The 21,493-nt window shown below is 62.4% G+C and carries 15 protein-coding genes and 4 pseudogenes; 9 read left to right on the forward strand and 10 right to left on the reverse strand.

What is annotated here, in order from left to right; translation table 11 throughout:
- Positions 1 to 14 precede the first annotated feature (14 nt).
- The 9 genes from phaC (JN756_RS01975) to JN756_RS02015 form a co-directional block, all read right to left on the reverse strand.
- The gene (phaC, locus tag JN756_RS01975) at positions 15 to 1,697 is read right to left on the reverse strand and encodes a class II poly(R)-hydroxyalkanoic acid synthase (protein ID WP_079442680.1); all 1,683 of its coding nucleotides are present in this window, start codon (positions 1,695 to 1,697) and stop codon (positions 15 to 17) included.
- A gap of 88 nt (positions 1,698 to 1,785) precedes the next feature.
- Positions 1,786 to 2,631 carry a poly(3-hydroxyalkanoate) depolymerase gene (phaZ, locus tag JN756_RS01980; RefSeq protein ID WP_017849874.1) on the reverse strand — a complete coding sequence of 282 codons (846 nt, stop codon included), beginning with the start codon at positions 2,629 to 2,631 and terminating at the stop codon, positions 1,786 to 1,788.
- Positions 2,632 to 2,794: 163 nt separating this feature from the next.
- Positions 2,795 to 4,474 (reverse strand): class II poly(R)-hydroxyalkanoic acid synthase, encoded by a 1,680-nt coding sequence (phaC, locus tag JN756_RS01985; protein WP_046384973.1) that lies wholly within the window; start codon positions 4,472 to 4,474, stop codon positions 2,795 to 2,797.
- Between the two features lie 249 nt (positions 4,475 to 4,723).
- Positions 4,724 to 5,101 carry a gamma-butyrobetaine hydroxylase family protein gene (locus JN756_RS01990; protein ID WP_057003631.1) on the reverse strand — a complete coding sequence of 126 codons (378 nt, stop codon included), beginning with the start codon at positions 5,099 to 5,101 and terminating at the stop codon, positions 4,724 to 4,726.
- Between the two features lie 147 nt (positions 5,102 to 5,248).
- Entirely contained in the window at positions 5,249 to 6,586 is a 1,338-nt protein-coding gene (gene hslU, locus JN756_RS01995) for an ATP-dependent protease ATPase subunit HslU (protein ID WP_046384972.1), read from the reverse strand.
- Between the two features lie 38 nt (positions 6,587 to 6,624).
- The gene (gene hslV, locus JN756_RS02000; protein ID WP_010563201.1) at positions 6,625 to 7,155 is read right to left on the reverse strand and encodes an ATP-dependent protease subunit HslV; all 531 of its coding nucleotides are present in this window, start codon (positions 7,153 to 7,155) and stop codon (positions 6,625 to 6,627) included.
- 272 nt (positions 7,156 to 7,427) lie between these two features.
- Positions 7,428 to 8,129 (reverse strand): SPOR domain-containing protein, encoded by a 702-nt coding sequence (locus JN756_RS02005; RefSeq protein ID WP_017849870.1) that lies wholly within the window; start codon positions 8,127 to 8,129, stop codon positions 7,428 to 7,430.
- A gap of 1 nt (position 8,130) precedes the next feature.
- The gene (argS, locus tag JN756_RS02010; protein WP_057003632.1) at positions 8,131 to 9,867 is read right to left on the reverse strand and encodes an arginine--tRNA ligase; all 1,737 of its coding nucleotides are present in this window, start codon (positions 9,865 to 9,867) and stop codon (positions 8,131 to 8,133) included.
- A 231-nt stretch (positions 9,868 to 10,098) separates the two neighbouring features.
- On the reverse strand, positions 10,099 to 12,318 hold the full coding sequence (locus tag JN756_RS02015) for a primosomal protein N' (RefSeq protein ID WP_017849867.1): 2,220 nt from the start codon (positions 12,316 to 12,318) through the stop codon (positions 10,099 to 10,101).
- Between the two features lie 225 nt (positions 12,319 to 12,543).
- Between JN756_RS02015 and rpmE the strand changes: the two genes are divergently transcribed.
- From rpmE to JN756_RS02030, 3 genes and pseudogenes are all read left to right on the forward strand, one after another.
- Positions 12,544 to 12,774 (forward strand): 50S ribosomal protein L31, encoded by a 231-nt coding sequence (gene rpmE / locus JN756_RS02020; RefSeq protein ID WP_017849866.1) that lies wholly within the window; start codon positions 12,544 to 12,546, stop codon positions 12,772 to 12,774.
- Between the two features lie 14 nt (positions 12,775 to 12,788).
- A pseudogene (locus tag JN756_RS02025) lies at positions 12,789 to 12,872 on the forward strand (thermonuclease family protein); the annotation flags it as partial.
- 255 nt (positions 12,873 to 13,127) lie between these two features.
- On the forward strand, positions 13,128 to 14,396 hold the full coding sequence (locus JN756_RS02030) for a malic enzyme-like NAD(P)-binding protein (RefSeq protein ID WP_017849864.1): 1,269 nt from the start codon (positions 13,128 to 13,130) through the stop codon (positions 14,394 to 14,396).
- Positions 14,397 to 14,595: 199 nt separating this feature from the next.
- On the opposite strand, the gene JN756_RS02035 is transcribed toward JN756_RS02030, so the two are convergent.
- Positions 14,596 to 17,058 (reverse strand): penicillin-binding protein 1A, encoded by a 2,463-nt coding sequence (locus tag JN756_RS02035; protein ID WP_442966384.1) that lies wholly within the window; start codon positions 17,056 to 17,058, stop codon positions 14,596 to 14,598.
- A gap of 220 nt (positions 17,059 to 17,278) precedes the next feature.
- On the opposite strand from JN756_RS02035, the gene pilM reads away from it, so the two are divergent.
- The 6 genes and pseudogenes from pilM to aroK all read left to right on the forward strand — a co-directional run bounded on the left by pilM (position 17,279) and on the right by aroK (position 21,372).
- A complete protein-coding gene (gene pilM, locus JN756_RS02040; protein ID WP_046385359.1) occupies positions 17,279 to 17,932 on the forward strand; it encodes a type IV pilus biogenesis protein PilM in 654 nt (217 codons plus the stop codon).
- Positions 17,929 to 18,483 (forward strand): PilN domain-containing protein, encoded by a 555-nt coding sequence (locus tag JN756_RS02045; RefSeq protein WP_046384969.1) that lies wholly within the window; start codon positions 17,929 to 17,931, stop codon positions 18,481 to 18,483. Before pilM ends, JN756_RS02045 begins: the two co-directional genes overlap by 4 nt.
- Positions 18,480 to 19,028: pseudogene (locus JN756_RS32285) on the forward strand (type IV pilus inner membrane component PilO); the annotation flags it as partial. The gene JN756_RS02045 and the pseudogene JN756_RS32285, both read left to right, overlap by 4 nt.
- A 6-nt stretch (positions 19,029 to 19,034) precedes the next feature.
- Positions 19,035 to 19,451: pseudogene (locus JN756_RS32290) on the forward strand (pilus assembly protein PilP); the annotation flags it as partial.
- A gap of 144 nt (positions 19,452 to 19,595) precedes the next feature.
- Positions 19,596 to 20,849 (forward strand): annotated as a pseudogene (locus JN756_RS02055) (type IV pilus secretin PilQ); the annotation flags it as partial.
- Between the two features lie 4 nt (positions 20,850 to 20,853).
- Positions 20,854 to 21,372 (forward strand): shikimate kinase AroK, encoded by a 519-nt coding sequence (gene aroK, locus JN756_RS02060; protein ID WP_026140392.1) that lies wholly within the window; start codon positions 20,854 to 20,856, stop codon positions 21,370 to 21,372.
- Positions 21,373 to 21,493: the final 121 nt, after the last annotated feature.

Raw genomic sequence — 21,493 nt, forward strand, 5'->3', positions numbered from 1 at the left:
TAGGATCGTTGAGCTCAGCGGACCCGCACGTAAGTGCCTGGCGCTGCTTCCATCGGTGGGTAATTCTGGTTGCCCAGGGCGGTGAGGGTTTCGCGTTGTACGCCCGAGCGCGCTTGAATCCACGCCAGCCACTCGGGCCACCAGCTGCCTTCGACGTGGCTGGCGTCGTAGTACCAGGCGCGTGGGTCGCTGCTCAGCTTGAGGTTCTCGACGTAGTTGGCCTTGGGGTTGCCCGGCGGGTTGAGGATGCTCTGGATATGCCCGCTGTTGGACAGCACGAAGCGCCGCTCGCCGCCCAGCAACTGCGTGGAGCGGTACACCGCGTCCCATGGCGTGATGTGGTCGTTGATCCCGGCCACGCTGAAGCTGTCCACCGTGACCTTCTGCAAGTCGATGGGCGTGCCGCACACTTCCAGTCCACCGGGACGGCTCAGCGGGTTGTGTTTGAAGAAGTCCAGCAGGTCGCCATGCAGGGCGGCGGGCAGGCGCGTGTTGTCGTTGTTCCAGTACAGGATGTCGAAGGCCGGCGGTTCCTTGCCCAGCAGGTAGTTGTTGATCCAGTAGTTCCAGATCAGGTCGTTGGGGCGCATCCAGGCAAATACCTTGGCCATGTCGCGACCGTCCAGCACGCCTTGCTGGTAGGAGCGGCGCTTGGCGGCTTCCAGGGTTTGCTCGTCGGCGAACAGGGTGGCGGGGCTGTCGATCTGGCTGTCGAGCAGGCTCACCAGATAGCTGGCGCTGGCGACGCGGCGCAACTGGCGCTTGGCTTGCAGGTGGCCTTGCAGCGCGGCGATGGTCAGGCCGCCGGCGCAGGCGCCCATCAGGTTGACCTCGCGGGCGCCGGTGATTGCGCGGCAGACGTTGAGTGCTTCCTCCAGCGCGGCCACGTAGGTGGACAGGCCCCATTCGCGGTGGCGCACATCCGGGTTGCGCCAGCTGACGATGAAGGTCTGCAGGCTGTTTTTCAGGGCGTACTGCACGAAGCTGTTGGCCGGGCTCAGGTCGAAGATGTAGTACTTGTTGATTTGCGGCGGCACGATCAACAGGGGCTTGGCGTACTGCTTTTCGCTCATGGGCTTGTACTGGATCAGCTCCAGCAGCTCATTGCGAAACACCACCGAGCCTGGCGTGGTGGCGACGGTCTTGCCCACTTCAAAGGCGTGCTTGCTGACCTGGCGCGGCAGGCCGTTGTTGTGCAGCATGTCTTCGAACAGGTTGCTCACGCCGCGCACCACGCTGTTACCGCCGGAGTTGAGCAGTTCCTTGATGGCCAGCGGGTTGAGCAAGGTGTTGGAGGGCGATACCGCATCGTTGATCAGGGTGAACGCGAAGTGCGCGCGGGCGCGGTCATCGGCGCTCAGGGTGCTGTCATCGATCCAGCTGCGGGTTTGCTTCTGCCAGCTCAGGTACGCCTGCAGGCTGCGTCGGTACAGCGGGTTGAGGGCCCAGGTCGGGTCGATGAAGCGGCTGTCGTGGGGGTTGGGTTCATGCACGGTTTCGCCCAGCAGCACGCGCCCCAGTTGACCGCCCAGGGCCAGGGCATGACGAGCGGTATGCACCGGGTTGCGCAAGCCGTGGGCGGCGACGCTGCGCAGGGTCGACAGCAAGTCCCGGCCGCGCAGGCCGGTGATCGCATTTTGCGCATTGATGAACGCGGCAGGGGTGGGCGCCGGGTTCGTCACGGGTCGTTCTCGCATGAGCCAACACTCCTTCGTCAAGTCATCAACAGGCACGCCAATTCAGAACCATAGTCGGTTCTCGGCAAGTTGCGCGGCGGTGTGGTCCTTACACCGCCGGACGGGGATGAATCACCGCGCGCAGGCGCTCCTCCTCGAGAAATTTCATGATGATCGGCGCCACGGCTTCGGCGCGAGTGATCAGGAACAGGTGGCCATCATCGATGATGTGCAGCTGTGCGTTGGGAATGCGCCAGGCGAGCATCCGCATGTTGATCAGTGGGATCAGCGGGTCGTCGTCCCCGGCCAGCACCAGGGTCGGCTGACGGATCTTGTGCAGCCAGTGGATGCTGGTCCAGCCCAGCCCGGCGAACAGTTGCCAGTAGTAACCCAGCTTGCCGGCCGAGCGCACTTTGCTCGCATGTTCGGCGGCCAGGTTCGAATCGCGGCGGAACGAACCGCCATAAATCATCGGTGCAATACGCACCACGTGAGACGGCTGGATATAGCGCCGCGGGCTCGCCATCAGCCACAGCACTTTCGGCTTGCCCGGCACCATCACCGCACCGGCGGCGGTCGCGGCGAGAATCAGCTTCTTGCAGCGCTCCGGGTAGTCGTAGGCAAACTGCTGCGCCAACGCGCCGCCCCAGGACACGCCCACCGCATTCACCTGGCCGTAGTCCAGGTAATCGAGCATGCGCGCGGTGAGCTTGGCCAGGCCGGGAAAGCGATACGGCCGCTTGGGTGTCGACGAGCCGCCCACGCCCGGCACATCGAAGGCGATCACTTCCAGGTCCGGGTCCAGGGCCTGGACGAACGGAAACACCAGCTCGAGGTTGGCGCCGATGCCGTTGAAGATCAGCAGTGGCGTCAAGTGCGACTTGCCCGGGCGTACCGCCGTGCGGATGGTCTGGCCATCCAGGTCGATGGTGCGGAAAATGAACGGTTGCGGCATGCTCAAGCCCTGTGAAGTATTGCAGTCCGAGTGAGGTCAGTGTGGGAGGGGGCTTGCTCCCGATGACGTTCGGTCAGTCAATGGATCTGGCGACTGATACACCGCTATCGGGAGTAAGCTCCCTCCCACATTTGATCTCATTTCAATCCCAAAAAAGTGTGCTCTAGCGTTCATGCACATAGGTACCCGGTGCCGCTTCGGCTGCGGCGTAGGTTTTATTGCCTAATGTCGTCGGTGCCTTCTTCAACTTGCCCGCCCGCTCCGCCTGCCACGCCTGCCAATGCAACCACCACGAGTCGGTGTGCTTGGTCGCATTTTCCTGCCATTCCAGCGGCTTGCCCGCCAGGCCGTCGCTGGTCTGGTAGCGCGCCTTGGGGTTGCCCGGCGGGTTGAGGATGCTCTGGATATGCCCGCTGCTCGACAGCACAAACTCCACCTTGCCGCCAAACAGCTGCGCCGACTTGTAGCAGGACTGCCACGGCGTGATGTGGTCGTTGGTGCCGGCCAACGAGTAGATATCGGCCGTGACCTGCTTGAGGTCGATCGGCGTGCCGCACACTTCCAGGGCGTTGGCGCGCACCAGTGGGTTGTTCTTGAACAGTTCGATCAGGTCGCCGTGGAATGCCGCCGGCAAGCGCGTGGTGTCGTTGTTCCAGAACAGGATGTCGAACACCGGCGGCTCGTTGCCCAGCAGGTAGTTGTTGACCCAGTAGTTCCAGATCAGGTCGTTGGGACGCATCCAGGCAAACACCTTGGCCATGTCGCGGCCTTCCAGCACGCCGGCCTGGTAGGAGTGGCGCTTGGCCGCTTCCAGCGTCTGCTCGTCGACGAACAGCGCCACCTGGGTGTCCAGGGTGGTGTCCAGTACGCTCACCAGCAGGGTCAGGGCGTTGACCTTCTTCTCCCCCAGCGCCGCGTAGTGGCCGAGCAGGGCGGTGCAGGTGATGCCGCCGGAGCAAGCGCCGAGCATGTTGATGTCTTGGCTGCCGGTAATCGCGGTGACCACATCGACCGCTTCCTTGAGCGCCTCGATATAGGTCGACAGGCCCCACTCGCGCTGGGCCTTGGTCGGGTTGCGCCAGCTGACGATAAACGTCTGCTGGCCGTTGCGCAGGCAGAAGCGCGCCAGGCTCTTATCCGGGCTCAGGTCAAAGACATAGAATTTGTTGATCTGCGGCGGCACCACCAGCAGCGGGCGTTCGTGGACCTGTTCGGTGATCGGCTTGTACTGGATCAGCTCCAGCACGTCATTGCGAAACACCACCGAACCTTCGCTGGTGCCCAGGGACTTGCCGACCTCAAACGCGCCCATGTTGACCTGGCTCGGCATACCGCCGTTGTGAACCATGTCCTTGGCCAGGTGGGACAGGCCGTCCAGCAGGCTTTTGCCGCCGGTTTCAAAGAAGCGCTTGACCGCCGCCGGGTTGGCCGCCGTGTTGGAGGGGGCCATGGCTTCGGTCATCAGGTTGATCACGAAGTGACCGCGGCTGATGTCCTGTTCTGACAGGTTGCTGTCACCGATCCAGTCGTGCAGTTCCTTGCGCCACGCCAGGTAGGTTTGCAGGTAACGCTTGTAGAGTGGGTTCTGGCTCCAGGCCGGGTCGTGAAAGCGACGGTCATCGCTTTCGGGCATCAGCGCGGATTTGCCGAACATCACATTTTTCAATTCGACGCCAAAGTGGGCGACATGCTTGACGCTGTGCAACGGTTGTCTGATGGCTTGGCTCAGCACCATCTTCGCTGAGGCCAATAAGTCCTTTTTACGTAACGCGATGATCGGGTTCAGCCCCAAGGTGTTTTCCGAGGCCTGGCGTTTCAAGTCATCGTTATTCTTGTTACTCATCTACGACGCTCCATTGTCCGAAAGACGAGTACCGGGTACCGCTGCGCACCACGTTTCGATACACAACACAAGCCAGGTACTGCGACTCGGGTGACCGTTGATACCGCATCGTCAAATGCAGGGAACTTGCCAGTTCCATTGGTTACCCGAGTTTAATTTTTTTCGCAAGCGGGCCAATCGTTGGCCACAGGAGTGGGCATTCAAGCAGATGGAATTAGAAAATGCCCTCTAAAGCGCAAGAAGCCTGGGCTAGAGCATCAGCCGCACGACTGACTGATCCGGGTCGCGGGTTTTTCCGGCCGCTTTGAGTTCGGCGAGGTAATCGGCCCACAGCGCGTCCTGACGCACGGCCAGTTGGTAGAGGTAGTCCCAGGTGAACAATCCGCTGTCGTGTCCGTCGTCGAAGATCAATTTCAGTGCGTACTGACCGGCCGGTTCGATCTTGTTCAAGCGCACGTTGAGCTTGCCGAATTGCAGGATGGGTTTGCCGTGGCCCTGGACTTCGGCGGAAGGCGAATGTACCCGTAGGAATTCGGCGGGCAACTGGTAGGCCTCGTCGGGCCCGTAGGTGAGGCCGAGGGTGTTGGAGGTTTTGTGCAGGTTTACAGCAGTAGGAAATTTCGACATTGATGAGATCCTGAATAAACCGGCTTCAAAATGTGGGAGGGGGCTTGCTCCCGATGGCGGTGTGTCAGTCAGCATACATCTGTCTGACCGACCGCTATCGGGGGCAAGCCCCCTCCCACATTGAAGCAAAGCAGTGCTGTGTGAGGCTTACAGGATATAGCGAGACAGATCTTCGTTCTGCGCCAATTCGCCCAAGTGGCTGTTGACGTAGGCGGCGTCGATCTGGATCGCTTCGCCATTCTGCGCACCGGCCAGGTCGCCGGCGCTGAACGACACTTCCTCGAGCAGGCGCTCCAGCAAGGTGTGCAGGCGACGGGCGCCGATGTTCTCGGTCTTCTCGTTGACCTGCCAGGCGATTTCCGCCAGGCGCTTGATGCCGTCCGGCAGGAACTCGATGGCGAGGCCTTCGGTTTTCAGCAGCTCGCGGTATTGCTCGGTGAGCGAGGCATGCGGCTCGCTGAGGATGCGTTCGAAGTCGCCCGGGGTCAGCGCCTTGAGCTCCACGCGAATCGGCAGGCGGCCTTGCAGCTCCGGCACCAGGTCGCTTGGCTTGCTCAGGTGGAACGCACCGGAGGCGATAAACAGGATGTGGTCGGTCTTGACCATGCCCAGCTTGGTATTGACGGTGCAGCCTTCGATCAGCGGCAGCAGGTCGCGCTGTACGCCCTCGCGGGACACGTCGACGCCACCGGAGTTACCGCGCTTGGCCACCTTGTCGATCTCATCGATAAACACGATGCCATGCTGCTCGACCGCTTCCAGGGCCTTGGCCTTGAGTTCTTCCTCGTTCACCAGGCGCCCGGCTTCTTCGTCGCGCACCAGTTTCAGCGCTTCCTTGACCTTGAGCTTGCGGCTTTTCTTCTTGCCCTTGCCCATGTTGGCGAAGAGGTTCTGCAGCTGGCTGGTCATTTCTTCCATGCCGGGCGGCGCGGAGATGTCGACGCCGGACATTTCGGCGACTTCGATCTCGATTTCCTTGTCATCCAGCTGGCCTTCACGCAGGCGTTTGCGGAACAGCTGGCGAGTGTTGGAGTCCGAGGCTGGCGCGGCGTCTTCGTTGAAACCCATGCGCGCCGGTGGCAGCAGGGCGTCGAGGATACGTTCTTCGGCGGCGTCTTCGGCGCGGTGGCTGACCTTGGTCATTTCCTGTTCGCGCAGCAGCTTCAAGGCAGCGTCGGCCAGGTCACGAATGATCGACTCGACGTCGCGGCCCACGTAGCCGACTTCGGTGAACTTGGTCGCTTCGACCTTGATGAACGGGGCATTGGCCAACTTGGCCAGGCGCCGGGCGATTTCGGTTTTACCGACGCCGGTCGGGCCGATCATCAGGATGTTCTTGGGCGTTACTTCAACGCGCAGTTCTTCCGGCAGTTGCATCCGGCGCCAGCGGTTACGCAGCGCGATGGCAACGGCGCGCTTGGCATCGTCCTGGCCGATGATATGGCGATTGAGTTCATGGACGATTTCGCGGGGAGTCATGGACATAATGTTTGGCGGTCCTCAAGCGGGAATAAGCCTACGGCTTACTCGGCGAGGTCCTGCTCCTCAATGGTGAAGTTGTGGTTGGTGAACACGCAGATATCGCCAGCGATACCCAGGGCGGTTTCGACGATTTCGCGGGCCGACAGGTCGGTTTTCTTCAACAGTGCGCTGGCTGCCGCTTGGGCATAGCCACCGCCGGAGCCCATGGCGATCAGGCCGTGTTCAGGCTCAACCACATCGCCGTTACCGGTGATGATCAGCGACGCGTCTTTGTTGGCAACGGCCAGCATGGCTTCGAGGCGGCTGAGGGAGCGGTCGGTACGCCATTCTTTGGCGAGTTCGACGGCGGCGCGAACCAGGTGGCCCTGGTGTTTTTCCAGTTGGCCTTCGAAACGTTCGAACAGGGTGAAGGCGTCTGCGGTGGCGCCGGCAAAGCCTGCGAGCACCTGGCCGTGGTACAGGCGACGCACTTTCTTCGCGTTGCCTTTCATCACGGTATTGCCAAGGGAAACCTGGCCGTCGCCGCCCATGACGACTTTGCCGTGGCGACGTACTGAAACGATGGTGGTCAAGGGGAGAGTCTCCACGCAGCGGGGCGAAAATGCCCTGGTGGGAACTGATATGGGGGTAGCGGGGATGATTTCAACCTTGGGAGGTTGGTACGGACGAATGGTGTCTATTGGTCTGACACCCTTTCGAGAACCGCCTAAAACCAATGTGGGAGGGGGCTTGCCCCCGATCGCGGTGTATCAGTCGCCGAAAATATTGACTGATCTACCGCTATCGGGGGCAAGTCGAATCGTCGCACCGCCCCTCCCACATTTTGATTGGTGTTGGCTTTAGGTCAGCGGCTCTGGCGCTGTTGTAACAACAGGTTGCTAAAGCCCGCGCCGGCCAATTGTTTCTGCGCCACGGTCAGTTGCTCGCGGTTGCTGAACGGGCCCACCAACACGCGATACCACGTTGCCTCTTTCACCGTGCCGGACTCCACCGTGACCGCCTGGCCCAGCAGGATGATCTGTGCACGCACGCGATCGGCGTCCGCCTGTTTCGGGAACGAGCCCGCCTGCAGGAAGAACTTGGTCACCGGCGCGGCCTTGGTGGTCGCAACCGGCGGCGGTGGCGGCGGGGTGATCCCGGCCAGCGCGGCCTGGGCCCGTGCCGTGTCGATTTTGGCCGCTTCCGCCGGGGTGACCGGTGTGGTCGGTACTTGCGGCGTCGGCAGGGTTTTCTCCGGCACGGCGTCGGGCGGCACGATCACTTCCGATTCCGGCAGCAGGGTGTAGAAGTCGTACTTGGGCTTCACCGGCGCGGTCGGGCTTGGCGCGGTCTTGTTGGCTTCGGCCATTTTCGTGGCTTTTTGCTGCTCCTGTTTGACCCGTTTGACGTCATCGCCCTGGCCGGGGTCCAGCTTCATCAGGAATACGATAAACGCGCCGACCGTGAGGCCGATGGCCATCCACAACCAGCCCGGAATGGGCTTCTTCGCCGGTGCCTGGTAGCGGCTGGCGCCGCGCTTGGGTGCAGGTTTTTTCTTGGCAGCCAACTTACATACGCTCCAGAGTTTCCAGGCCCAACAGTTCCAGGCCTTGCTTGAGGGTCCGTCCAGCCAGTGCGGCGAGGCGCAGGCGACTCTGCTTGTGGGCTTCGTCGTCGGCGGTGAGGATCGGGCAGTTCTCGTAGAAGCTGGAGAACAGCCCGGCGACTTCGTACAGGTAGGTGCAGAGGATGTGCGGCGTGCCTTTCTCGCCGACGCTGTTCAGCACTTCGCCGAATTGCGCCAGCTTGGCGCCCAGTTCCTGTTCCTGGGGCGCTTGCAATACGATCTGCCCTTGCACTTCGCTGAAGTCCTTGCCCAGCTTGCGGAACACCCCGGCCACGCGGGTGTAGGCGTACAGCAGGTACGGCGCGGTGTTGCCTTCGAAGTTGAGCATCAGCTCGAAGTTGAAGCTGTAGTCGCTGGTGCGGTGCTTGGACAGGTCGGCGTATTTCACCGCGCCAATGCCCACCACGCGGGCAATGTTGCGCAGGTCGGCGTCCGCCAGCTCCGGGTTCTTTTCCTTCACCAGGTTGTAGGCACGTTCTTGGGCTTCGTTCAGCAGGTCGATCAGCTTCACGGTGCCGCCGTCGCGGGTCTTGAACGGGCGGCCGTCGGCGCCGTTCATGGTGCCGAAGCCCATGTGTTCCATGTGCATCGGGTGCGTGACGAAACCGGCGCGGCGCGCCACTTCGAACACCTGCTGGAAGTGCAGGGCCTGGCGCTGGTCGACGAAATACAACGCGCGATCCGCCTTGAGCACGCCGCTGCGGTAGCGCACGGCGGCCAGGTCGGTGGTGGCGTAGAGGTAGCCGCCATCGGCCTTGACGATGATCACCGGCAGCGGCTCGCCCTCGGCGGTCTTGAATTCTTCGAGGAACACGCACTGCGCGCCGTTGCTTTCTACCAGCAGGCCTTTGGCCTTGAGGTCGTTGACCACGTTGATCAGGTCGTCGTTGTAGGCGCTTTCGCCCATGACGTCGGCCATGGTCAACTTGACGTTGAGCAGTTCGTAGATGTGCTGGCAGTGGGCCAGCGAGATATCGCGAAAACGCGACCACAGCTCCAGGCATTCCGTGTCGCCGGCTTGCAGCTTGACCACCAGGCCACGGGCGCGGTCGGCGAACGCTTCGGATTCGTCGAAACGCTTCTTCGCGGCGCGGTAGAAGTTTTCCAGGTCCGACAGCTCGTTGCTGGTGATTGGGTTTTCCTGCAGGTAGGCCATCAGCATGCCGAACTGGGTGCCCCAGTCACCGACGTGGTTCTGACGGATCACGGTGTCGCCGAGAAACTCCAGCACCCGCGCCACGCCGTCGCCGATGATGGTCGAGCGCAGGTGGCCGACGTGCATCTCTTTGGCCAGGTTGGGCGCCGACAGGTCGATGGCCACGCGCTCGGCAGGGCCGGCCTTGCGCACGCCGATTTTGGCATCGGCCAGCGCCGCGTCCAGGCGCGAAGCCAGGGCCTCGGTGTTCTGGAAGACATTGATAAAGCCCGGGCCGGCGATTTCGGCCTTGCTCACCTGCGGGTCGGCCGGCAGCGCGGCGATGATTTTCTCCGCCAGGTCGCGCGGCTTCATGCCGGCCGGCTTGGCCAGCATCATCGCGATGTTGCTGGCGAAGTCACCGTGGGTCTTGTCGCGGGTGTTTTCCACCTGGATCGCCGGCGTCAGGCCTTCAGGCAACACACCTTCGTTGACGAGTTGGGTGAGGGCTTGTTGGATCAGCTGGCGAATGGTGTCTTTCATGGTGTTCTCTTTCGACCGCAAGCGGTGGCGCGCGATGCGCAGGTGGAAAAACTGGGCATTATCCGTGGCGAGGGCGGGCTTGCCAACCGTTCCAGACCTGCGGGGCTTTTTAAGGGCATCCTGCCCACTTGTAGGAGCGAGCTTGCTCGCGAAAATCGTCAACGATAACGCGGATATTCGGGTTTACGTGGCGCTCTCGGGGTTTTCGCGAGCAAGCTCGCTCCTACAGGGCTAGTACAAATCGACCGGGTCCACATCCAACGACCATCGCACCTGGCGACCGCTGGGCATTTGCTCCAGCGCAAGTAACCAGCTACTTAACAGCCGGTGCAGCGGTGCGCGGGACGTTGCCTGCAAGAGTAGCTGAGCGCGGTAGCGTCCGGCGCGGCGTTCCATGGGCGCGGGCACCGGGCCGAGCAATTCGATGCCGCTCAGGCCCAACTCGCCGAGCAGGCGCTCGGCGGCGCTGCAGGCTTCATCGAGAAAACCTTCCGCCTGCCCCGGCTTGTGCGCCTCGGCGCGCAGCAGCGCGAGGTGGGCAAAAGGCGGCAGGCCGGCGGCGCGGCGTTCGCTCAAGGCCTGCTCGGCAAACGCGAAATAACCTTGTTCGGTCAGTTGGATCAGCAGCGGATGGTCGGCCAGGTGGGTCTGGATGATCACCTTGCCCGGCTCCTCGGCGCGCCCGGCACGGCCAGCGACCTGCACGATCAACTGCGCCATGCGCTCGCTGGCGCGGAAGTCGCCGGAGAACAAGCCGCCGTCGGCATCCAGGATCGACACCAGGGTCACCCGTGGGAAGTGATGCCCCTTGGCCAGCATCTGCGTGCCTACCAGGATGCACGGCTGGCCCTTCTGGATGGTGGCGAACAGCTGGTTCATCGCGTCCTTGCGCGAGGTGCTGTCGCGATCGACCCGCAGCACCGGGTAGTCCGGGAACAGGATGCCCAGGCGTTCTTCGGCGCGTTCGGTGCCCGCGCCGACCGGTCGCAGGTCGACTTTGCCGCATTGCGGGCAATGGCGCGGTACTCGTTCCACATGGCCGCAGTGATGGCAGCGCAACTCGCCATGGCGCTGGTGTACGGTCATGCGCGCATCGCAGCGTTCGCATTCGGACATCCAGCCGCAGTCATGGCACAGCAAGGTCGGCGCGAAGCCGCGACGGTTGAGAAACACCAGGACTTGCTGGCCGGCGGCGAGGGTCTGGCCGATGGCTTGTTGCATCGGCCCGGAAATACCGCTGTCCAATGGCCGGCTTTTTACATCCAGGCGTAGGAAGCGCGGTTGCTTGGCGCCGCCTGCGCGCTCATTCAGGCGCAGCAGGCCATAGCGGCCGGTGTAGGCGTTATGCAGGCTTTCCAGGGACGGCGTGGCCGAACCCAGCACGATCGGAATGTCTTCCTGACGCGCCCGCACCAGGGCCAGGTCGCGGGCGTGGTAGCGCAGGCCTTCCTGCTGTTTGTACGAACCGTCGTGTTCTTCGTCGATGATGATCAGCCCGGGGTTTTTCATCGGGGTGAACAGCGCCGAGCGGGTGCCGATAATAATGTCGGCCTCGCCGTCCCGCGCCGCCAGCCACGATTCCAGGCGTTCACGGTCGTTGACCGCCGAATGCACCAGGGCGATGCGTGCGTTGAAACGCTGCTCGAAACGCGCCAGGGTCTGCGGGCCGAGGTTGATCTCGGGGATGAGTACCAGCGCCTGTTTGCCCGCTTGCAGGGTTTCGCGGATCAACTGCAGATAGACTTCGGTCTTGCCGCTGCCGGTCACGCCGGCCAGCAGGAACGCGTGAAAGCAGTCAAAACCTGCGCGAATGGCTTCATAGGCCGCACGTTGCTCGGGGTTCAGCGGCAATTCCGGTTGGGCCAGCCAGTGTTCATGGCGCGGGTCCGGCGCGTGCTTGCGGATCTCGACCTGCACCAGGCCTTTGGCGAGCAGCAGGTCGAGGCTGTCTTTGCTCAGCATCAGCTTGCTCAAGAGCTGGTGGGCCACGCCATGGGGATGCTGCGCCAGTGTCGCCAGGGCGTCACGCTGACGCGGGGCGCGGGCGATGCGCGGGTCGTCGAGGCGCGCGCCGGGCACCGTCGACCAGAAGCGTTCCTGGCGCGCTTCGGCCAGTTCGCCCTGGCGCAGCAGCACCGGCAGCGCCCAGCTCAAGGTGTCGCCCAGGCTGTGCTGGTAATACTGGGCGGTCCACAGGCACAGCTTGAACAACGCCGGCGGCAGCGGCGGCGTGGTGTCGAGGATGGCCACGGCCGGCTTGAGCTTTTCCGCCGGCACTTCACTGTGATCGGCTACCTCCACCAGGATGCCGATCATTTCCCTGCGCCCGAACGGCACCCGCACCCGCATGCCTGGCTGCAACTGCGCCCGCAGCACGCCGGCCGGGGCCCGGTAGTCGAACAGGCGGCGCAGGGGCGAGGGCAGGGCTAGGCGCAAAATGGCGTCGGGCACGCAGGGGTTCTCTATAAAGGAGGGTGATGACGAAGGGCGGGAGCCTAGCAGACGAGGGATGCGTTGGGTATGCCGCGGTTTTCGGATGAAAGGGGCTTTGGTGTGCTGAATCGATGCAGAGCGGCGCTTGCGCGTTTAAAAAGGTCTGGTAGAATCCGCGGCCTAATTACGTGCGGTATTCGACAATGGTGTCGAGTGGCGGCACGCTAGCCTGAGGAAGTCACCATGAAAGCCGGTATCCATCCAGCGTACGAAACCATCGAAGTCACCTGCAGCTGCGGCAACAAGTTCGAAACCCGTTCGAACCTGTGCAAGCCACTGGGCACTGACGTATGCAACGAGTGCCACCCGTTCTACACCGGTAAGCAGAAAACTCTGGACACTGGCGGCCGTGTACAGCGCTTCGCAGATCGCTTTGGTGCTTTCGGCAAGAAGCCTGCTACTCCAGCAGAGTAAGGCTCAAAGGCCCTATGGGCTTTTGCCAGCTGTTGAAAAAGGCGTCCCTTGCGGGCGCCTTTTTTGTGCCCGCGATTTGGCTGGCGGCAGCCCAGGCCCGCCTCGGTCATCAGGCTTCGCTCGGCTAAGCAGGCACTCCAGCGCAGTTGCGGTGGTTGAAATCGACAGCCGAAGAAAAGTTGTAGACATTTTTTAGTGTGATTGTGAACAGTTTGGCCCCTGTATCCCGTGGCTCTTGGCCGAAAGTCGTAGTGTACGGCGCTTGACACCGGTGACTGCCCAGTCTTGTAGGGGCTTTACGACACGAGTATCCTCGGCGGTCCGTCGACCAACAGTAAAAGCGGAATGCCGATATGTCTGATTTGAAAACTGCCGCTCTCGAATATCATGCCCTTCCTCGTCCAGGAAAGCTGAGTGTAGAGCTCACCAAAGCCACTGCCACCGCTCGCGACCTGTCGCTGGCCTACAGCCCTGGCGTTGCCGAGCCCGTCCGTGAAATCGCCCGTGACCCTGAGTTGGCGTACAAATACACCGGCAAAGGCAACCTGGTTGCAGTGATTTCCGATGGCACCGCGATTCTTGGCCTGGGTAACCTCGGCCCATTGGCTTCCAAGCCAGTCATGGAAGGTAAAGGCGTGCTGTTCAAGCGCTTTGCCGGCATCGATGTGTTCGACATCGAAGTCGATTCCGAGAGCCCGCAGGCTTTCATCGACACCGTCAAGCGCATTTCCATCACCTTCGGTGGCATCAACCTGGAAGACATCAAGGCACCTGAGTGCTTCGAGATCGAAAAGGCTCTGATCGAACAGTGCGACATTCCGGTATTCCACGATGACCAGCACGGCACCGCGATCGTTACCGCGGCCGGCATGATCAACGCCCTGGAAATCGCTGGCAAAACCCTGGCTGACGCCAAGATCGTCTGCCTGGGCGCTGGCGCTGCGGCCATCTCGTGCATGAAGCTGATCGTCAGCATGGGCGCCAAGCTGGAAAACATCTACATGGTCGACAGCAAGGGCGTGATCCAGTCCGAGCGTACCGACCTGAACCAGTACAAGGCGATGTTTGCGCATCCGTCCTCCAAGCGCACCCTGGCTGAGGCCCTCGACGGTGCCGACGTATTCGTCGGCCTGTCCGGCCCGAACCTGCTGAGCGCTGAAGGCCTGAAGGCCATGGCAGCCAACCCGATCGTGTTCGCCTGCTCCAACCCGGACCCAGAAATCGCGCCGGAACTGGCACACGCCACCCGCGACGACGTGATCATGGCGACCGGCCGTTCGGACTACCCGAACCAGGTCAACAACGTGCTGGGCTTCCCGTTCATCTTCCGCGGTGCCCTGGACGTTCGCGCCAAGCGCATCAACGAAGAAATGAAAGTGGCGGCCGCCAACGCCCTGCGTGAACTGGCCAAGCTGCCGGTGCCTCAGGACGTGTGCGATGCCTACGGTGGCGCCAAGCTGGAATTCGGTCGTGAGTACATCATTCCGAAACCAATGGACAAGCGCCTGATCACCGTGATCTCCGACGCTGTGGCCAAAGCTGCGATCGAGACCGGTGTGGCCACCCTGCCGTATCCGAAAAACTACCCGCTGCAAAGCGTGGATGATGTGTTCAACGGCTAAGCCGTTGTAGCGCACCAACAAAAAGCCCCGGCTCTTGCGAGTCGGGGCTTTTTGCTGTCTGGCTATAAACCCAAGGCCTGCGCAGAACCAAATGTGGGAGGGGGCTTGCCCCCGATGGCGGACTGTCAGTCAATGAATCTGGTGACTGACACACCGCCATCGGGAGCAAGCTCCCTCCCACAGGGTTGACCGCATTGGTTTAGAACAGATCGATCGGTGCCGCCTCATCCGCCGGCAGCGGGCTGCCCGGCGCCACGCCATTGCCCAATTCGTTGATCGACGGCGGCGTGTCCTCGCTCTTGAACAGCTCGAAGTACGCATTCGGCGTGCTCGGCGATGCTGCGCGGCCACTGACCGGGTCGATCCGCAGGCTGAGGATGCCTTCCGGTTCCGGTTGGGTATGCAGCGGCTTGTCCTTCAAGGCGGCGCCCATGTAGCTCATCCAGATCGGCAGCGCGACGGTACCGCCGAACTCGCGGCGGCCGAGGCTTTCCGGCTGGTCGTAGCCGGTCCATACGGTGGTCACGTAGTCGGCGTTGTAGCCGGAGAACCAGGCGTCCTTGGATTCGTTGGTGGTACCGGTCTTGCCCGCGATGTCCGCGCGGCCCAGGGCCAGTGCACGGCGGCCGGTGCCTTTCTTGATCACGTCTTCCAGGATGCTGTTGAGGATGTAGGTGGTGCGGCCATCCACCACGCGTTCGGCCACTGCCGGCGCCTGCGGTTCAGGCGCGGCGCTCGGGTTCGCCGCCGGCGTGACGCCTGGGGTCGGCTCGATGGTGATACCGCCGTTGCTCGGTGCGGCCAGCCCATCGCTGGCGGCCACGCCGTTGACCACATCACCCGGCACCCGTGGCGGGTTGGCGGTGAACAGGGTGTCGCCATTGCGGCTTTCGATCTTGTCGATCAGGTACGGCGTGATCTTGTAGCCGCCGTTGGCAAACGTGCTCCAGCCGGTGGCGATTTCCATCGGCGTGAGAGTCGCCGTCCCCAGGGCCAGGGACAGGTTCGGCGGCAGGTCCGCCTTGTTGAAGCCAAAGCGGGTGATGTAGTCGATGGTCTTGCCCACGCCCATCGCCTGCAGCAAGCGGATCGACACCAGGTTGCGCGACTTGTACAGCGCCTCGCGGATGCGGATCGGGCCGAGGAAGGTGTTGGTGTCGTTCTTCGGACGCCAGACCTTGTCCAGGTACTCGTCGACAAACACGATCGGTGCATCGTTGACCAGGCTGGCGGCGGTGTAGCCGTTGTCCAGGGCGGCACTGTAGACGAACGGCTTGAAGCTCGAACCCGGCTGGCGCTTGGCCTGGGTGGCACGGTTGTAGTTGCTCTGCTCGAACGCGAAGCCGCCGACCAGGGCACGGATCGCGCCGTTCTGCGGGTCGAGGGAGACCAGAGCGCCTTGGGCGACCGGCACCTGGCTGAATTTCAGGCTGTCGTCCTTCTGGCGTTGCACGCGGATCAAATCACCCACCTGCGCCACGTCCGACGGCTGCTTGGGCATCGGCCCCATGCTGTTGGTGTTCAGGAATGGGCGCGCCCATTTCATGCTGTCCCACGCCACATGCGCTTCGCCGGTGCGGGTCAGTACCTGTACGCCGTCCTTCTTCACCTGGGTGACGATGGCCGGTTCCAGGCCGCTGATCGTGCGCTGTTTGCCGAGTTCGGTGGTCCAGGCGCTCAGGGTCTTGCCCGGCAGGCGCGATTCGGGGCCGCGGTAGCCATGGCGCCGGTCGTAGGTGATCAGGCCTTCATGCACCGCGTTGTTGGCGATTTCCTGCAAGTCGCTCGGAACGGTCGTGGTCACACGGAAGCCTTCGGTGTAGGCCTCGCTGCCATAACGGCCGACCATCTCGGCCCGTGCCATCTCCGCGATATAAGGGGCGTTCACTTCCGGGGTCGGTACGTGGTAGCTGGCGTTCAGCGGCTCGGCCACTGCGCTTTCATAGGCGCTCTGGCTGATTTTGCCCAGCTTGTACATGCGCCCCAGAATCCAGTCGCGCCGCTCTTTGCTGCGTGCCGGGTTGGCCAACGGGTTGAAGCGCGAGGGTGCCTTGGGCAGGCCGGCAATCATGGCCATCTGCGCCAGGCTGGCGTCGCGAATCGACTTGCCGTAGTAGACCTGGGACGCGGCTTCGATGCCGTAGGCGCGGTTGCCCAGGTAGATTTTATTGACGTACAGCTCAAGGATCTCGTCCTTGGTCAGCTGTCGCTCGATCTGCAGTGCCAGCAGGATCTCGGTGGCTTTGCGTGAAAAGCTGCGTTCGCTGGTGAGGAAGAAGTTCTTCGCCACCTGCATGGTGATCGTGCTGCCGCCGGATTGAATGTGTCCGCTTTTTACCAATTGCGTGGCGGCCCGCACCAGGCTGCTGGGGTCGACGCCGTAGTGGTTGGCGAAATTATCGTCCTCGGCCGACAGCAGGGCGTTGATGAAATTGGGTGGAATATCCGCGAAACGAATCGGGGTACGGCGCATTTCGCCGAACTCCGCGATCAGTTTTTCATCGCTGCTGTAGACCCGCAAAGGAATCTGCAACTGGATGCTTCTCAGGGCCTCTACGGAGGGCAAACCCGGACTAAGGTAGAGGTAGGCGCCGCTGAGGACGAGCAGCAGCCCGCAAACGATGGCGACAATGGAGTACCCGAAAAACTTCAGCAGACGAATCAAGGCTTTTGGATTTCCAGAGAAAAGAATGGGTTAGGCGCCGGGGCATGCATGGCAAACGATGAATCGACCCTGGCTGCAGATAAAAAGCGGGAAAAAACGCTGGGCATTAAAGCATTTTCGGCTTGGGGCGTCATTCGCGCCTCGCAAACAAGGCGACCGAATGCACGCTGCCACGCGCCAATCAGGCGGTATGACAGGGAAAGTTTTAGGGAGTTTTATGGAAAAGGGATTTTTCAGGCGAAAAGTCGATACCGTCCTGGGCGTCGACATCCAGGACACCGGCATCCGGTTGATCGAGCTCGGCCGCTCGCCCACTGGCTACAACGTGCAAAGCTACGCCACACAGGCGCTACCGCCCCAGGCGGTGGTCGACAGCAGCGTGCTCGACCTCGACGGCGTGGGGCAGACGTTGTCCCAGGCATTGGCCCGCTCGCGCACCTCGGCCCGCCACGCGGCCGTGGCCGTGGCGGGAGCTTCGGTGATTACCCGGGTGATCGAGTTGGAGGCGGGGCTCAGCGAGGAAGAAATGACCTGGATGATCCAGATGGAGGCCGACCAGTACATCCCTTATCCGCTGGATGAGATGGCCCTGGATTTCCAGGTTCGCGGGCCATCGGCCCAGAACCTGGCGCGGGTTGATGTATTGCTCGCGGCGTGCCATAAGGCCCAGGTAGAGGCTCGGGTCGCGGTTTTGACCCTGGCTGGGCTGGTGCCGAAGGTGGTGGATGTGGAAGCATTTGCATTCGCACGCGCTTGCAGTCAGGATTTCGCCAGCTTCACGCCGGGCCATCGAGTCGATGGCGCACAATGGGCCGCGGATGCCCGCGGGATGGGAATTGCTTGCGGGTTGGCCCTGAGGAGTTTCGCTTGAAGACACTAATCAACCTTTTGCCCTGGCGCCAGGCGCTGGCGGAACGGCGGCGCAAATTCTTTCTGGGGTTGCTGCTGGCGTTTGCCTGCGTGGCGTTCGCAACCGTGTGGTTGGCCGATCAGGTGATCGACCGGGCGATCGATCGACAAGTGACGCGCAATAGCCACCTGGACAAGGACGCCGCCGTCCTCGACTCGCGCATCAAGACCATCGATGACCTGCAGGAACAAAGCCAGCAATTGGCGGAGCGCATGAAGGTCGTGCAGGACTTGAACGAAGCCCGCTCGGCCGGTGCCCAGCTCTTGGATCAGTTGGCCCGCGCGGTGCCAGACGGCGTGCATTTGCACGAGGTCGTGGCGAAGGGTGATACGGTCAGCATCCGTGGCAGCGCCGATTCCAGCCAGGACATCGCCCAACTGATGCGTCGCCTGCAAGCCTCCGAAGGCGCCCATGCCACTCGGCTGCAACATGTGCGGATGGAAGATGGCCAGGGCAGCAACGAGTTTCAATTGATGGTGCGCCAGGGAGAGTCCGCCGAGGCTCAACCGTGAGCCTGCCCAGGCTCGACTTTTCCGCTCTCACCCACAACGCTGCGAAATGGCCCTTGCCCGCCAAGGTCGTGCTCGGCTGCGCGCTCGCCGGCCTGGTGCTGTGGGTGGGCGATGGGACGTACCTGAGTCCCTCGCGGCAACGGTTGCAGGCGGTCGAGGCGCAGGGCGTCGTCTTGCAGCGACAGGTGGCCCAGAAGGCTGGCCTTGCCGCCAGCCTGGAGGCGCGCAGCCAGCAGCTTCAGGCGATGCAGGCGCGTTTTGCCGGGCTGATGCAGCAGTTGCCCGGTGCGTTCGGGGTACCCGCATTGCTCGAAGATATCGCCCGGCTGGGGGCGGTCAATGGGGTGCTCGTCGACGCTATCGTGGTGTTGGATGAGCAGCCCCGGCCACTCTATATCGAGCAGCCGTTACGCCTGGGCGTCACCGGGGCTTATCACGACCTGGCGATGTTTGTGAGCGCTTTGGGCGGCTTACCGCGCATCGTCACGGTGCATGATGTGGCGCTTCGGGCTGATGCGGCCGGGTTGCGCCTGGAGTTGGTGGCCAAGACCTATCGCAATCCGTCGTCGGGCGGTCAGTCGACCCCGGCCGTCGAGCCGGGGCCGCGCTTTGTCTATGACGCGCTGGCCTTGCGTGATCCGTTCCAGCCGCGCGCCTTGCAGGTCGGTCACGTACCCGGCCGGCCCGCGCTCGCACCGGACCTCGGGCGTGCCCGCGGTGCCCTGGAAGGTATCGCCGTCGACCAGTTCGAAATGGTCGGCACGCTGTCCCGAGGCGCGCAGACCTTCGCTCTGCTGCGTGCCGCTGCCAGCGTCCACAGGCTGGCGGTCGGCGATTACCTGGGGCCGGACCACGGTCGGGTCACGGCTATTGATGAGGGCCATGTGGAATTGCTCGAATTGTTTCCCGATGAACAGGGCGCGTGGCTGGAACGCCCGCGGACCCTCGTGCTGAACGTCAACTCATAACGGAATCAAACAATGAAAAGGACTTTCTCGTCCTTCGGTGTGGCGCTATGGATAGCGTTCACGGCACCGATGGCTGCTGCTGCTGTGCCCAATCGTGTGGATCTGATCCAGCTGCCGCCTCCCGGCGGTGCGGCATCAGGTACCTATACCGGCGACAAGCTGAACCTCAATTTCCAGAACATCGAGCTGCGCGCCGTGTTGCAGCAGATTGCCGATGTGGCGGGCCTGAATCTGGTCGCCAGCGACGATGTGCAAGGTTCGATCACCCTGCGGCTCAAGGACGTGCCTTGGGACCAGGCGCTGGACCTGGTGTTGCAAAGCAAGGGGCTGGACCAGCGGATAAAGGCCGGGGTGCTGTTGGTGGCGCCCGCCGACGAGTTGGCCGCGCGCGAGCTGCTGACGCTGGAGTCGCGCAAGCAGATGGCTGAACTGGCGCCATTGCGGCGCGAACTGTTGCAGGTCAATTACGCCAAGGCTGCGGACCTGGCCAAGTTGTTCCAATCGGTGACCGGCCTGGAAGGCGCCACCGACGAACGCGGCTCGGTGGCGGTGGATGACCGCACCAACAACATCATCGCCTACCAGACCGGCGAACGCCTGGAAGAGCTGCGACGCATCGTGGCGCAGCTGGATATTCCGGTGCGCCAGGTGATGATCGAGGCGCGGATTGTTGAGGCCAATGTCGACTACGACAAAAGCCTGGGCGTGCGCTGGGGAGGGCGGATCAATCGCGGCAACTGGGGCGCAGGCGGTGTCGAGAAACCTCCGGAGCCAGGCACCGAGCCTGTGGAAAACCCGTCCGGCTCGCCCTTTGTCGACTTGGGGGCGCTCACCAACACTTCTGGCCTGGGTGTCGCGTTTATCACCGACAACCTGCTGCTGGACCTGGAACTGACCGCGATGGAAAAAACCGGCAACGGCGAGATTGTCTCGCAGCCCAAGGTGGTCACGTCCGACAAGGAGACCGCGCGCATCCTCAAGGGCACCGAGATTCCCTACCAGGAGTCCAGCTCCAGCGGCGCCACCTCGGTGTCGTTCAAGGAGGCTTCGCTGTCCCTGGAAGTCACCCCGCAAATCACCCCCGACGACCGCGTGATCATGGAGGTCAAAGTCACCAAGGATGAGCCGGATTACCTGAACAAGCTCAACGACGTACCGCCGATCAAGAAAAACGAGGTCAACGCCAAGGTGCTGGTCAGGGACGGCGAGACCATCGTCATCGGCGGAGTTTTCTCCAATACCCAAAGCAAAGTGCTAGATAAAGTGCCATTTTTGGGCGATGTGCCGTATCTTGGCCGCCTTTTCCGGCGCGATGTGCTGGCAGAAAAAAAATCCGAGCTGCTGGTATTCCTGACTCCGCGTATTATGAATAACCAGGCGATTGCTGTGAGTCGTTGATTCTGTGCGAAATTTGATTCTTGTAGGACCGATGGGGGCTGGAAAAAGCACCATCGGCCGTTTGCTGGCCAAAGAGCTGCGCCTGCCATTCAAAGACTCCGATAAGGAAATTGAAGTGCGCTCGGGTGCCAATATCCCGTGGATCTTCGATAAGGAAGGCGAACTGGGCTTTCGTGACCGTGAGCAGGCGATGATTGCCGAGCTGTGCGCTTGCGATGGCGTGGTCCTGGCGACCGGCGGCGGTGCCGTGATGCGCGAGGAGAACCGCCGGGCATTGCATGCCGGTGGTCGGGTGGTCTATCTGCATGCGTCGGTCGAGCAGCAGGTGGGGCGCACCGCGCGTGATCGCAATCGCCCACTGCTGCGCACCGCCGACCCGGCGAAGACCCTGCGGGATCTGCTGGCGCTGCGCGATCCGCTGTATCGGGAAATCGCCGATCTGGTGGTGGAAACCGATGAGCGGCCACCTCGGATGGTGGTGCTCGACATTCTCGAGCGCCTGCAACGGCTGCCACCCCGTTAAAGCCAGGCCCGAAATGCGCTATTCTCGGCGGCGCGTCATCACCCTGCGGGGTGTGGCGTAGAGCCATCAGGCGACGTCGGATCACGACGTTGCCGGTCGTTAATACATCTTCAACGCGGGG

Origin of the sequence: Pseudomonas sp. Y39-6 (assembly GCF_023651955.1) — a bacterium.
GTDB lineage: Bacteria > Pseudomonadota > Gammaproteobacteria > Pseudomonadales > Pseudomonadaceae > Aquipseudomonas > Aquipseudomonas veronii.